The 13745-nt window shown below is 65.1% G+C and carries 9 protein-coding genes; 8 read left to right on the plus strand and 1 reads right to left on the minus strand.

Translation table 11 applies throughout. The features are described 5' to 3' along the window. Positions 1 to 105 precede the first annotated feature (105 nt). A complete protein-coding gene (locus C9F12_RS18150) occupies positions 106 to 2634 on the minus strand; it encodes a penicillin-binding protein 1A (protein WP_108449766.1) in 2529 nt (842 codons plus the stop codon). Between the two features lie 239 nt (positions 2635 to 2873). Between C9F12_RS18150 and pilM the strand changes: the two genes are divergently transcribed. The 8 genes from pilM to gltB all read left to right on the plus strand — a co-directional run bounded on the left by pilM (position 2874) and on the right by gltB (position 13744). Then, positions 2874 to 3926, plus strand: coding sequence for a type IV pilus assembly protein PilM (gene pilM, locus C9F12_RS18155; protein WP_045991143.1), 1053 nt, complete (start codon positions 2874 to 2876; stop codon positions 3924 to 3926). After that, a complete protein-coding gene (locus C9F12_RS18160) occupies positions 3923 to 4495 on the plus strand; it encodes a PilN domain-containing protein (protein WP_108449767.1) in 573 nt (190 codons plus the stop codon). Before pilM ends, C9F12_RS18160 begins: the two co-directional genes overlap by 4 nt. Beyond that, positions 4492 to 5181 (plus strand): type 4a pilus biogenesis protein PilO, encoded by a 690-nt coding sequence (pilO, locus tag C9F12_RS18165; RefSeq protein WP_108449768.1) that lies wholly within the window; start codon positions 4492 to 4494, stop codon positions 5179 to 5181. Before C9F12_RS18160 ends, pilO begins: the two co-directional genes overlap by 4 nt. Continuing rightward, entirely contained in the window at positions 5178 to 5669 is a 492-nt protein-coding gene (locus C9F12_RS18170; RefSeq protein ID WP_108132312.1) for a pilus assembly protein PilP, read from the plus strand. The genes pilO and C9F12_RS18170 overlap by 4 nt, the downstream gene beginning before the upstream one ends. Next, positions 5666 to 7081: a type IV pilus secretin PilQ gene (gene pilQ, locus C9F12_RS18175; RefSeq protein ID WP_345840324.1), complete on the plus strand. Its 1416-nt coding sequence runs from the start codon at positions 5666 to 5668 to the stop codon at positions 7079 to 7081. The genes C9F12_RS18170 and pilQ overlap by 4 nt, the downstream gene beginning before the upstream one ends. After that, positions 7081 to 7629, plus strand: coding sequence for a shikimate kinase AroK (gene aroK, locus C9F12_RS18180; protein WP_045991139.1), 549 nt, complete (start codon positions 7081 to 7083; stop codon positions 7627 to 7629). The genes pilQ and aroK overlap by 1 nt, the downstream gene beginning before the upstream one ends. Beyond that, on the plus strand, positions 7626 to 8744 hold the full coding sequence (gene aroB, locus C9F12_RS18185; RefSeq protein WP_108449770.1) for a 3-dehydroquinate synthase: 1119 nt from the start codon (positions 7626 to 7628) through the stop codon (positions 8742 to 8744). Before aroK ends, aroB begins: the two co-directional genes overlap by 4 nt. Before the next feature lie 554 nt (positions 8745 to 9298). After that, positions 9299 to 13744 (plus strand): glutamate synthase large subunit, encoded by a 4446-nt coding sequence (gene gltB / locus C9F12_RS18190; RefSeq protein WP_108449771.1) that lies wholly within the window; start codon positions 9299 to 9301, stop codon positions 13742 to 13744. Position 13745: the final 1 nt, after the last annotated feature.

Raw genomic sequence — 13745 nt, forward strand, 5'->3', positions numbered from 1 at the left:
ACGGGAAATCACCATAAGGTGGTCTCTAGGAAGGTTCAAGGCGTGCTGGGTAGCGCGAAGTGACAAGGGGCCCCTCCTTCCCGACGGGAAGGAGGGGTAATGGCCTTAGAAGATGGCTTCGTAGGCGCCGGTACCCTGGGAGCCGCTGTGGCGCTCGACGGCGCTTTCGACACGACGGGGCTGTACGGTGGGCATGTGGTCTTCGTCGAACAGTTCCTCGACGCCGCCACCCTGGCCGTCGCGCAGCAGGCGACCGCTGTTGGCGTCGACCCTGGCGGTGATGATGCCGGGCGGCTGTTCGGGGATGTTCTCCGGCTTGCCGGCCAGCGCCTGGCCCATGAAGTCGACCCAGATCGGCAAGGCGGCCTGGGCGCCGTACTCGGCGGTGGGGGTGTTGTCGTCCTTGCCCACCCACACGGTAGTAGCGTAGTCGCCGTTGAAGCCGGCAAACCAGGCATCACGCTGGTCGTTGGTGGTGCCGGTCTTGCCGACGATGTCGGTGCGCTCGAGTGCCAGGGCGCGGCGGGCGGTGCCGCGCTCGACCACGTCGCGCAGCATGTCGCGCAGCAGGTAGACGGCACGCTCGTTGGCGACCCTGGGCGCCACCTCGTAGGTCTTGCCGTCGATCTCTGTGGTGGTCTGGCCTTCGCTGCATTCGCGGCAGGCCACGCGGGGGCTTGCCTCTTCCACCAGGGTCTGCTGCTCGCCTTGGGTGATCTTCTCGATGAACCAGGGCGACACCCGGAAGCCGCCGTTGGCCAGCACCGCGTAGGCGTTGGTCATTTCCAGCGGGGTCAGGCTGGCGCTGCCCAGTGCCAGCGACAGGCCGTTGGGTAGACGATCACGGGAGAAGCCGAAGTCCACCAGGAAGTCGATGGTGCGACTCAGCCCGATGTTCTGCAGAAGGCGAATGGTGACCAGGTTGCGCGAGCGGGCAAGGCCGACCCGCAGTCGGGTCGGGCCGAGGAAGTCACCGCTGGAGTTGGACGGGCGCCACAGTTCGTTGCTGCCGTCGTTGAGCACCACCGGGGCGTCGTTGATGACGGTGGCGGGGGTCACCTCGCCACTGTTCAGGCCCGCCAGGTAGATGAACGGCTTGAAGATGGAGCCGGCCTGGCGACGGGCCTGAATCGCGCGGTTGAACTTGCTGGCGTCGAAGTCGAAGCCGGCCTGGAGTGCGAGGATCGCGCCGGTCTGCGGGTCCATCACTACCAGTGAGCCCTCGGCTCCCGGTTGCTGGGACAGGCGCCAGCTGCCGTCCTCGCGCTGGAGGATGCGTACCAGGTCACCCCGGCTGGCGATCTCTGAGGCCGAGGACGGTGAGGCGCCGCGATAGCGGGCACTCTTGTAGGGCGCGGCCCAGTCCAGCCCGTCCCAGGCCAGGGTGATCAGCTCGCCCTCATGGGCCAGAACCTGCATCTCGCGACCTTCGCTCTTCACCACGATGGCGGGTTCCAGCGGGCCGTAGGTCGGGGTGCGCTCCAGTACCTGCAGCCAGTTGCTGACGTCGCCGTCGACGCCCTCGACGCTGGTCTGGCTGCGTTCGGCCGCGCGACGGGCCGTTTCCATGACCTCGGGGGACTCGGACAGCTCTTCCTCCAGGCCGGTGCGCTCGGTCTTTTCCTGGGCTTCGGCCAGACTCTGGGGAATCTCGGTGTCCTCAGGCCCGCGCCAGCCATGGCGTGTGTCGTAGGCGATCAGGCCATTGGCCAGCGCCTGGCGAGCCATGGGCTGAAGCTCACTGTCGATGGTGGTGGTGATGCGATAGCTGCCGGTGTAGGCCTCGTCTCCGAAGCGATCGGTGGCGAACTGACGGGCCATCTCGGCGACATAGTCGGCCTGAACCTCGGCCTTGGCCACGTGGCGACTGGCGGTGATCGGTGCCTGCACCGCCTCGTCGTAGGCGCTCTGGTCGATGTAGCCCAGCTCGCGCATGCGAAACAGGATCCAGTTGCGGCGAATCAGCGCGCGCTCGGCGTTGGCCAGGGGGTTGAAGGCCGAAGGCGCCTTGGGCAGGCCTGCGATCATCGCGTGCTGGGCCAGCGTCAGCTCATCGAGCGGCTTGTCGTAGTAGACCTCGGCGGCGGCGGCGATGCCGTAGGCACGGTGCCCCAGGAAGATCTTGTTGACATAGAGCTCCATGATTTCCTGTTTGCTCAGGATCTGTTCCATCTGCAGCGACAGCAGGATCTCACGCAGCTTGCGGGTAAAGGTGCGGTCCAGCGTCAGCAGATAGTTGCGCGCCACCTGCATGGTGATGGTCGAACCGCCCGACTGGATATCGCCACCGCTGGACACCAGTTCCACTGCGGCCCGGGCCAGGCCCTTGGGGTCGACGCCGGGGTGTTCGAAGAACGCCGAATCCTCTGCTGCCATCAGTGCCTGGAGCATTGGCTCGGGAATGTCCTCGAAGTCGACCGGCATGCGGCGTTCCTCGCCGAATTCGCCGATCAGCTGACCGTCGCGGGTGTAGATGCGCAGTGGCGTCTGCAGCTCGAAGTCCTGCAGTTGACGGACATCGGGAAGCCCAGGAGCGAAGTAGAGGGCGGCACCGACGACGCCCAGGGCCGCGGCGGCGCCAAGCGATATCACCAGCCACACGGCGGAGAAAATGAGCGTTCTGAGATACTTCATGAAATCGCGGTGTCCATGCTGAGAACGAAAAACGGCGGGGCGAAGAGATGGGGTAAGGCAGTCCTTTGCGTCGGCCATTATAGGAACTGGGAGGGCCTGTCACCACCATTGTGACGAATTGCCCGTCTTGTTGCACAAAGTGCCGTCATGGATCAGTAAGGCCCGGCTCGGTTTTGGCTAGGCTGGCGCCACAGCGTCGTGCATCGGGCGCGGTGCCATGGTGGCAGTGTGATGGGCTCATGTGGTTTTCCTCGAAGGACAAGGGTCTGGTCGGTGTCGATATCACCTCCGCCTCGGTCAAGTTGATCGAGCTGGTGGAGGACGACGCCGGCCACCGCGTGGCCGGCTACGCGGTCAGACCGCTGCGTCAAGGGGCCGTGGTGGAGCGCCGCATACGTGATATGGGCGAGGTCATCGAGGTGCTGTCGCGGGTGGTCGAGCTGGCCTCTCCAGGGAGTCGAGAGGCCGCCGTGGCGGTGCCATCCCGCGCGGCGATAACCCGGGTACTGCGCTATCCGGCAGCGCTCGATGATGAAGAGATCGAGGCCCGTATCGAATGGGAGTCAGACAAGCACATACCGTTTCCGTTCCGTGAGGTGGCCTTTGACTTCTATCGCCTGGGGCGCTGCTCCGACGATCCGCAGTGGCAGGAGGTACTGCTGGTGGCCTGTCGTCGCCAGGACGTCGAGCAATTGACCCAGGCGCTGGAGGCCAGCGGGCTCATGCCTGCGGCGGTGGATGTCGAGAGCTTCGCCATCGAGCGGGCCATCGCTGGCCTTTGCCGTCGTCGCCGACTGGGGGACGGCGCCCTGGCCCTGGTGGACGTGGGCGCCTACCTCAACACGCTGCACGTGGTGGTGGCCGGGCGCATCGTCTACAGCCATGACAGCCTGTTCGGCGGCATGCAGCTCACCGAAGCGATCCAGCGTCACTACGGTATCGGCATGGATGAGGCCGGCTTCGGCAAGAAACGGGGCGGTTTGCCGGACGACTATTCGCAGACGGTGCTGGGGCCCTTCGTCGAGACCCTGGTGGAGCACATCCAGCGATCGTTGCAGCTGTATCAGGTGTCGGACCATGTGCGCCCGCTCGAGCGACTGCTGTTGACGGGAGGTGGCAGCCTGGTCGCGGGGCTTGCCGATCGTCTGAGCCAGGCCCTCGGCCTGCCGGTCAGCCAGGTGGACCCGCTGGAGGGGATGGCGCTCAAGCCATCGCTGGACGCGGCGGCACTACGCGGCGAAGCGCCGGCCCTGCTGACCGCCTGCGGCCTGGCCATGCGAGGACGACCATGAAAGATGTGACGATCAACGAGGTCCAGGTCAATCTGCTTGACTGGCGCGAGGCCGCTCGCGCCAGGCGCACGCGACGCTTCTGGCTGGCGGTGGCGCTGTCGGCGTTGGCGGGTGTCGGGCTCGCGTTGATGGCGACGCTCTGGCTGCAGTGGGGGTTGAGGCAGATGGAGGCCCGCCAGCGACATGTCGCCGCTGCCGTCGAGCGTCTGGAAGAAAAGTCCGCCGAGATGGTAGATCTCGAACGCCAGCTCTCATTGCTGGATCAGGAACAGGCGTTGCTCGAGCGGCTGCAGGACGAGCGGCGCCAGACGCTTGCGGTGGTCAACGCCCTGGCAGCCACCCTGGCGCAGGGGGTCCGCTATCAGCGTGTCGAGCGCATCGGCGACAGATTGATGCTCGAGGGCGAGGCCGTGGACAGCGCCAGGCTGGTCGAGCAGCTGCGCTCCCTCGAGCGAGCGCAGGTCTTTGCCGAACCGCTGTTGTCGCGGGTGGGGGCCGAGCAGGGCTATCAGCATTTTGCGCTGGAGATGACCCTCGCGGCATTGCCGGCGCTGGAGCCCTTGCCATGAATTCAGAGCAGGGCGGTGACGTCAGCTGGCGTGAGCGCTGGCTCGATGAGTGGCGCCGGCTCAAGGCGCTGGACTGGCGTCGGCTGGAGCTGAGTGAGGCCGGGCGCTGGCCGATGTCGCTGCGGACCCTGGTGGCGATCCTGGCTTTCGTGCTCGCCCTGGTGGCCATGGTGGTGGGCTATCTGCATCCCCTGTCACAGCGTCTGGTGGAGCTGCAGCGTCAGGAGCGAGAGGTGGTCGCCGACTTCGAAGGTCGCGCACGCGAGTTGGCGGAGCTTGATCGCCTCAAGCGGCTGTTGGTGGATCTCGATCAGCGTGTCAGCGAGCGGCGGCGCATGTTGCCGGATGGCGCCGCCATCCCATCGCTGTTGGAAGGCATCGGCCAGGTGGCCAAGCGTCGCGGGCTATCGCTGGAGGAGCTCGAACTGAGGCCGGCGCGTCCCCTGGAGCTGTATGTCGAGCGGCCTTTTGATCTGCGGGTGCGGGGCGACTACCACGCCATCGGTGGTTTCGTGGCTGATCTGGCCAACCTGCCCCGACTGGTGACGTTGCACGATTTCAGCCTGTCGCCGGTCGAGGGAGGGCTTGAGCTGCACGCGCTGGCGCAGACCTACAGTATTGGTGACGGCGCGCGCGTCGCGGATTCGACGCCGGATGCCGCCGATGCGCTGGTGGAGGATTCATGAGGCGGCGCCGGCTGGTGGGCGTGCTGATGGGCGCCTTGTTGGGTGTGGCCCTGACGGGTTGCCAGCAGGCGGACCTCGACGCCCTGGATCGGCGTCTGGCCGAGGCGCTGGCGCCGGAGCTCGATCGGCGGCCGGTAGCGTTGCCCGAGGTGGTGAGCCTGCCGGTGCTTCAGTATCGCTACGCCAACGCGAGAAGCCCCTTTCGCTTCGAGGGCCAGGGCTTCGGCGGTCAGCGGTTTGGGCAAGGCAGCGGTCTTGCTGCCTTTTCCCTGGACGAACTTGAACTGGTGGGAGTGCTGGGTCGAGGGCAGCGGCATTGGGCGCTGTTCGAGGCGCCCGATGGTCATCTCTATCGGGTGGCGCAAGGGGAGATGCTGGCCAATCCGCCCGCCAGGGTCGCGGCGATCAGCGCTGAGGCCGTCAGGCTGGAGGCGGTTGCAGGCAAGGACTATCGCTGGAAGGAGCGTGTCATGAGGGTAGGCGAGTGAGCAGGCGACCTGATATCGGTTCATGTCGGACAGGCGAATCGGCGTTTTCGCCTGGGCAGGCGATCGCGCGGTGGCTGGTGGGGCTGGTGGTCGGTGTGCTGCTGGTGTCGCCGGGCTGGGCGCAGGGCGAGGGCTATCAGGGCGCGCCGATCACTCTGAACTTTCAGGATGTCGAGGTGCGCTCGGTGCTGTCGGTGTTGAGTGACTTCACCGGCCTCAATATCGTCGCCAGTGATAGCGTCGCTGGGCGGGTGACCCTGAACCTGGAAGCGGTGCCCTGGGACCAGGCGCTGGACATGGTGCTGGAGAGCCAGGGGCTCGATAGTCGTCGGCAGGGCGACATCCTGCTGGTGGCGCCGGCCTCGGAACTGGCCGAGCGTGATCGCCTCAAGCTCGAGGCGGCCTCGCGGCTGGACGAGCTTGAGCCCCTGGTGACCGAACACATCGAAGTGCGCTATGCCAAGGCGGCGGAGCTCGCCGCCTTGCTGCGTGGCGAGAACGGTTTCGGGCTGTTGTCCGATCGCGGGCGCGTGGCCACCGATCCGCGCACCAATACCCTGCTGGTCCAGGACGTGGCCAGTCAGCTTGACGAGATTCGCTGGACCCTGGCGCGCCTGGATGTGCCGGTACGCCAGGTGCAGATTTCGGCGCGCATCGTGGTGGCCCGAGACAACACCGCCGAGGAGATTGGCGTCAACTGGGGCGCGCGCAGCCGCCACGACAAGTTGCCTGTGGGGAGCGGCGACGGTGCCCTGTCCGGGGCGCTGGGTGAATCGGTACAGATCGGTGATGGGGTCTTCGGCAATCGAGGGGATGCCTACGGTGGCCTGGGGGTGGATCTGGGCGATGCCCTGGATCCGGGAAGCTCTTTCAAGTTCGGCTATCTGGCCGGGGATGTGCTGCTGGATCTGGAGTTGCATGCGCTGGAGAGCGAGGGCAAGAGCCAGACCATCTCCGAGCCGCGGGTGATTACCGCCAATCAGCACACCGCCCTGATCAAGCAGGGCAAGGAGATCCCCTACCAGGAGTCCACCTCCAGCGGTGCCACCAACGTGGAGTTCAAGGAGGCGGTGCTGGCGCTGGAGGTCACCCCGCAGATTACCAGCGATGACCGCATCGTCATGGATCTGACCATCAACAACGACACCCTGGCCGAGCAGAGCTTCGACGGCGAGCCGGCCATCGATACCAACGAGATCCAGACCCAGGTGCTGGTCGAGGACGGCGAGACCGTGGTGCTGGGGGGGATTCTCACCACCCAGCAGCTGCATACGCTGTACAAGACGCCCTGGCTTGGCGATATCCCCTGGCTGGGAAAGCTGTTTCGCTATACCGAGGACGTCAACGATAAGGTAGAGTTGTTGGTATTCATCACTCCCCGGATACTCGACGACGGCCTGGCGACTCACTGATGCAGGAAGTACCCAACCTGATTCTGATAGGCCCCATGGGGGCGGGAAAGAGCACCATCGGCCGCCTGCTGGCGGCCGAATTGTCACGTCCGTTCTACGACAGTGACCACGAGATTCAGTCACGCTGTGGCGCGGATATCCCCTGGATATTCGATGTCGAGGGCGAGAGCGGCTTTCGTGACAGGGAAAGCGCCATGATCAGCGAGCTGGTGGACTACGACAAGGTAGTGATCGCCACTGGCGGCGGCGCGGTGCTGCGCGAGGAAAATCGCCAGCGTATCCGCGAGGGCGGTACCGTCATCTATCTGTTCACTACCGTGGAGCAGCAGTTGAAGCGCACCGCCAAGGATCGCAACCGGCCGCTTCTGCAGCGCGGTGATCGCGAGCAACTGCTGCGCGACATGTTCGCCCTGCGTGACCCGCTGTATCGCGCCACCGCGGACCTGGTGATCCGCACCGACCGCCGCGGGCCGCGCTCGGTGGTCAACGATATCGTTCGTCGCGTCCATCGCCTCCTCGACCCTCTCACCTGCAAGGCCTCATCATGAGCACACCCACGTCCGTGAATCCCTTGACCCTGACCGTCGCCCTGGGCGATCGCAGCTACCCCATCCATATCGGACCGGGGCTGGTCGATGACGGTGAGCGTCTGGCCTCCTATCTCAGCGGTCGCCAGGTGATGGTGGTGACCAACGACACCGTTGCCGCGCACTATCTCGAGCGGCTGACCTCGGCGCTGGCAGCGGCCGACGACCGCCTCAGGATCGAGACCCTGGTGCTGCCGGATGGTGAAGCCCACAAGAATGTCGATGGCGTCTCGCGCATCTGGGACGCCCTGCTGGAGGCCGGTTTCAACCGCAAGGCCACGCTGGTAGCGCTGGGCGGCGGGGTGATCGGCGATATGGTCGGCTTCGCCGCGGCGTCCTATCAGCGCGGCATCTCCTTTATTCAGGTGCCCACCACTCTGTTGTCCCAGGTGGATTCTTCGGTAGGGGGCAAGACCGGGGTCAATCATCCGCTGGGCAAGAACATGATTGGCGCCTTCTGGCAGCCCCGCGCAGTGCTGATCGATACCGCCACGCTCTCGACCCTGCCCGAGCGGGAGCTGTCCGCGGGTCTTGCCGAGGTGATCAAGTACGGACTGATCCATGACAGTGACTTTCTCGGCTGGCTGGAAGATGAGATGGCTGCGCTGCGTGACCTCGACGATGTTGTGCTCGCCAAGGCCATCGAACGTAGTTGCGCGATCAAGGCCGAGATCGTCGCCCTCGACGAGACCGAGCAGGACGTGCGGGCGCTTTTGAATCTGGGGCACACCTTCGGGCACGCCATCGAGGCCTACATGGGCTACGGTACCTGGCTGCACGGCGAGGCGGTGGGTGTGGGCATGCTGATGGCGGCGGACCTGTCGATGCGTCAGGGCTTTATCGAGCAGGCCGATGTGACGCGCACCCGTCGAGTGATCGAGCGGGCGGGTCTGCCGGTGGCGGCGCCCAGGGAGATGACGGTTGAGGATTTCGTGTCGCGCATGAAGCTCGACAAGAAAAATACCGATGACCGCATGCGCCTGGTGCTGATGCGCGCGCTCGGCGAGGCCTGCGTCTACGATCAGACCCCGCCGGCGCTGCTCGGCGAATGCATCGAGGCCTACCCGCGGGCCTGATGATGTCAGTCTCCAGCGTATCGACTGCGACGCCCGCCTTGCGCGGGCGTTGTCGTGTCTGGGGCATGCCGAGCGGCAAGGTTGGCTTCGGCACGGGTGGCTTTGGCGTGGCAAGAGGCAGGCGCTGGTATCGCCTGAGCACGGCTTTACGGAGTGCGCTACGAGGTGCTGTCGACGGCTTCGGGATAGGGGGAATAGGCGCCGCTCATGCGTGGATCTGTATGTCGTATGCCTGATCGGCATGGGGTGTCGACAGTTTTTGCGACTAAAGTCTAGTGGCGAAAGGCGTACAGCAAGACTTGCTGGAAACGGCTTCCAAGTCGTTGACCTGATAAGGTTTTTTTTCGAAGCCTTGGTGCAAGCATCAGATTTACGGTGTTTTTTTATCGGGCGTGCGCGGCGGGGAGATTGCGCGAGGGCGGGGGGCTGGCTATGCTGGGTACCCATTTTTCGTGCAGTTAGCGAAAGCCCTTAAGGGCTTAAAATCAAAAGAAAAACCGATAATAATATCGCGATTATGCTGTGACTACAACCCTTTCACCTGAGGCGCGCCCATGAACAGAGGTCTTCACCAGCCCGGCGAGTTCCGTGACAACTGCGGGTTTGGCCTGATCGCCCACATGGAAGGGCAGGCTAGCCATGAACTGCTCAGTACTGCCATCGAATCCCTGACCTGCATGACCCACCGTGGCGGTATCGCTGCCGACGGCAAGACCGGTGACGGCTGTGGCCTGCTGTTGAAGATGCCCGACGGCTTCATGCGCCACGCCGCCAAGGAAAGCCTGGGTATCGAACTGGGCGACAGCTATGCCGTGGGCGTGATCTTCCTGCCCGACGACGACCAGCGTGAGGAGCGCGCCCGCCAGGTGCTCGAGGCGAGCCTGACAGAGCGTGGTGTCAAGGTGCTCGGCTGGCGCGAGGTGCCGGTGGACCCCAGCGTGTGCGGCCCGATGGCGCTGGAGTGCCTGCCGCGTATCCGTCAACTGTTCGTCGAGCCCGGTGACGCCGAGGAAGCCTTTGACGTCTCGCTGTTCATGGCCCGCCGACTGGCCGAGCAGGCGCTGATCGACGAGCCGGACTTCTACGTCAGCTCGCTGTCCAGCGACGTCGTCTCCTACAAGGGACTGGTGATGCCGGTGGACCTGCCGGCTTTCTATCAGGACCTGGGTGACGAGCGCCTGGAAACCGCCATCTGCGTGTTCCACCAGCGTTTCTCCACCAACACCGCGCCGCGCTGGCCGCTGGCTCAGCCGTTCCGTCTGCTGGCCCACAACGGCGAGATCAACACCATCGAGGCCAACCGTGGCTGGGCCAACTCGCGCAAGGAGAACTTCGTCTCCGAGCGGCTGCCCGACATCGCCAGCCTCGACCAGATCGTCAATACCACCGGTTCCGACTCCTCGAGCATGGACAACATGCTCGAGGTGCTGCTGACCGGCGGCATGGAGCTGCATCGGGCGGTGCGCATGATGGTGCCGCCGGCCTGGCAGAACGTGGAGATCATGGACGGCGATCTGCGTGCCTTCTATGAGTACAATTCCATGCACGTGGAGCCCTGGGATGGACCCGCCGGTGTGGTCATGACCGATGGCCGTCAGGCCCTGTGCATGCTCGACCGCAACGGCCTGCGCCCGGCGCGCTGGGTGATCACCCGCAACGGCTTCATCACCCTGGCTTCCGAGATCGGTACCTACGACTACAAGCCCGAGGACGTGGTGGCCAAGGGCCGTGTCGGCCCCGGTCAGGTCCTCGCCGTGGACACCGCGACCGGCGAAGTGCTGCACACCAGCGACATCGACGAGCGGCTGAAGTCGGCCTATCCCTACAAGCGCTGGCTCAAGCAGGAGGCTCAGTTCCTGGAGTCCGCGCTGACCGAGCTCGCCGCCTTCAAGAACATGGACTCCGACACCCTTCAGGTGCAGCAGAAGATGTTCCAGGTCAGCTTCGAGGAGCGTGACCAGGTGCTGCGTCCGCTGGGCGAGAGCGGCCAGGAAGCGGTGGGCTCCATGGGTGACGACACCCCCATGGCGGTGCTCTCCGGCAAGCACCGGATGCTGTCGGACTACTTCCGTCAGAAGTTCGCCCAGGTCACCAACCCGGCCATCGATCCGCTGCGCGAAGCCATCGTGATGTCGCTGGAGACCTGCATCGGTGCCGAGCGCAACGTGTTCAAGGCGACCCCGGAGCATGCCCACCGTATCGTGCTGACGACCCCGATCCTGTCGCCGCGCAAGTTCACCGCTCTGGTAGGCCAGGACGACCCGGCCTTTGCCAGCCAGCGTCTGTCGCTGGGCTATGACCCGGAGCAGACAGGGCTCAAGGCGGCGCTGCTCGAACTGTGTCGCGAGGCCGAGGCGGCGGTTCACGAGAACAAGGTGATCCTGGTGCTGTCCGATGCCGACCTGCCCCAGGGGCAGGTGCCGATCCATCCGGCGCTGGCGGTGGGCGCGATCCACAACGAACTCGGTCGCAAGGCCCTGCGCCCGCGGGTCAACCTGATCGTCGAGACCGGCTACGCCCGTGACGCCCACCAGATGGCGGTGCTGTTCGGAGTGGGCGCCACCGCGGTCTATCCGTGGCTGGCCTACCAGGTGATGGCCGACATGCATCGCACCGGTGAGCTGTCAGGCAATCCGGCGGACGCCCGCGAGAACTACCGCAAGGGCCTGCAGAAGGGGCTGTTCAAGATCCTCTCCAAGATGGGCATCTCGACCCTGGCCTCCTACCGTGGTTCGCAGCTGTTCGAGGCGGTGGGTCTGTCCTCCGAGGTGATGGATCTTTGCTTCACCGGCATGGCCTCGCGCATCGAGGGCACCGGCTTCAACGAGATCCAGCTGACTCAGGTGGCGCTGGCAAAGGACGCCTGGAAGCCGCGCAAGGGCATCTCCCAGGGCGGCCTGATGAAGTACGTCCATGGTCACGAGTACCACGCCTACAACCCCGATGTGGTCAAGGCGTTGCAGGAGGCGGTGCAGGAGGGCGACTACGCCAAGTGGAAGAAGTTTGCGCAGCTGGTCAATGATCGCGCGCCCGCCACCATCCGTGACCTGCTGAAGCTGAAGCCCGCCGCCGAGGCGTTGCCGCTCGAGGAAGTCGAACCGGTCGAGGACCTGCTGCCACGCTTCGACAGCGCCGGCATGTCGCTGGGTGCGCTGTCGCCGGAGGCTCACGAGGCCCTGGCCCAGGCCATGAACGAGGCCGGTGGGCGCTCCAACTCCGGTGAGGGTGGTGAGGATCCGTCGCGTTACGGCACCATCAGAAGCTCCAAGATCAAGCAGATCGCCTCCGGGCGCTTCGGTGTCACCCCGGCCTACCTGGTCAACGCCGAGGTGCTGCAGATCAAGGTGGCCCAGGGCGCCAAGCCCGGCGAGGGTGGCCAGCTTCCCGGTGGCAAGGTCAACGAGTTGATCGCCCGGCTGCGTTATTCGGTGCCGGGGGTGACCCTGATCTCGCCGCCGCCGCACCACGACATCTACTCCATCGAGGATCTGGCCCAGCTGATCTTTGACCTCAAACAGGTCAATCCCGACGCCCAGGTATCGGTCAAGCTGGTCTCCGAGCCCGGCATCGGCACCATCGCCACCGGCGTGGCCAAGGCCTACGCTGACCTGATCACGGTGTCCGGCTACGACGGCGGCACCGCGGCGAGCCCGCTGACCTCGATCAAGCACGCCGGTTCACCCTGGGAGCTGGGCCTGCCGGAGGTGCATCAGGCGCTGCGCATCAACGGCCTGCGCGACAAGATCCGGCTGCAGACCGACGGCGGCCTGAAGACCGGCCTGGACGTGATCAAGGCGGCGATTCTTGGCGCCGAGAGCTTCGGCTTCGGTACCGCACCGATGGTGGCGCTGGGCTGCAAGTACCTGCGCATCTGCCACCTCAACAACTGCGCCACCGGTGTCGCCACCCAGATGCAGTACCTGCGCGACGAGCACTTCCGTGGCACCGTCGACATGGTCAAGCACTACTTCCGCTTCATCGCCGAGGAAGTGCGCGAGCTGATGGCGCTGGTGGGTGTGCGCAAGCTCACCGACCTGATCGGGCGCACCGACCTGCTCGAGGTGTTCGAGGGGCTGACGCCTTCGCAGCACAAGCTTGACCTGACGCCTTTGCTGGCCAACGACCATGTGCCGGCAGATGCCCCTCAGTATTGCCAGGTCAGCCGTAACGTGCCGCATGACCCGGGTGCCAAGAACCTCGAGGTGCTGGAGGCGCTAAAGGACGCCATCGAGTCCAAGGGCGGGGCCGACGTGTCCTTCACCATCACCAACTGTGATCGTTCGGTGGGTGCGCTGACTTCCGGTGCCATCGCCAAGCGTTACGGCGAGGCGGGTCTTGACGACGCGCCGGTGACCGCGCGCTTCACCGGTGTCGCCGGTCAGAGCTTCGGGGTGTGGAACGCCCGTGGTCTCAATCTGTACCTGGAAGGTGACGCCAACGACTACGTCGGCAAGGGCATGAATGGCGGCAAGATCGTCATCACCCCGCCGAAGAGCAGTCAGTTCGAGAGCCACAAGACGGCGATCATCGGCAACACCTGCCTGTACGGCGCCACCGGCGGCAAGCTGTTTGCCGCGGGTACCGCCGGCGAGCGCTTCGGCGTGCGCAACTCCGGCGCCCACGCGGTCATCGAAGGCTCGGGCGATCACTGCTGCGAGTACATGACCGGCGGCATCGTCTGCGTGCTCGGCGAGACCGGCGTCAACTTCGGTGCGGGCATGACCGGCGGCTTCGCCTACGTGCTCGACGAGGATCGCTGCTTCGTCGACCGTTACAACCACGAACTGGTGGAGATCCATCGGGTCAACACCGAGGCCATGGAGGCCTATCGGAGACACCTCAGGGAAACCATCGAGGAGTATGTGGCCGAGACCGGATCATTGCGCGGTCAGGCGATCCTCGAGGACTTCAGCGACTTTATCCGCCACTTCTGGCTGGTGAAGCCCAAGGCGGCGAGCCTGAATGGCCTCTTGGCCCAGTCCACGCGTCAGCCCGAATAAC

The organism is Halomonas sp. BN3-1 (assembly GCF_003056325.1).
GTDB lineage: Bacteria > Pseudomonadota > Gammaproteobacteria > Pseudomonadales > Halomonadaceae > Halomonas > Halomonas litopenaei.

What these genes read in the sequence shown, in the direction of transcription:
- C9F12_RS18170 (WP_108132312.1), top strand. Translation starts at nt 5,178, where the DNA reads ATGAGGCGGCGCCGGCTGGTGGGCGTGCTGATGGGCGCCTTGTTGGGT.
- aroK (WP_045991139.1), top strand. Translation starts at nt 7,081, where the DNA reads ATGCAGGAAGTACCCAACCTGATTCTGATAGGCCCCATGGGGGCGGGA.
- C9F12_RS18160 (WP_108449767.1), top strand. Translation starts at nt 3,923, where the DNA reads ATGAAAGATGTGACGATCAACGAGGTCCAGGTCAATCTGCTTGACTGG.
- pilO (WP_108449768.1), top strand. Translation starts at nt 4,492, where the DNA reads ATGAATTCAGAGCAGGGCGGTGACGTCAGCTGGCGTGAGCGCTGGCTC.
- gltB (WP_108449771.1), top strand. Translation starts at nt 9,299, where the DNA reads ATGAACAGAGGTCTTCACCAGCCCGGCGAGTTCCGTGACAACTGCGGG.
- C9F12_RS18150 (WP_108449766.1), bottom strand. Translation starts at nt 2,634, where the DNA reads ATGAAGTATCTCAGAACGCTCATTTTCTCCGCCGTGTGGCTGGTGATA.
- pilM (WP_045991143.1), top strand. Translation starts at nt 2,874, where the DNA reads ATGTGGTTTTCCTCGAAGGACAAGGGTCTGGTCGGTGTCGATATCACC.
- aroB (WP_108449770.1), top strand. Translation starts at nt 7,626, where the DNA reads ATGAGCACACCCACGTCCGTGAATCCCTTGACCCTGACCGTCGCCCTG.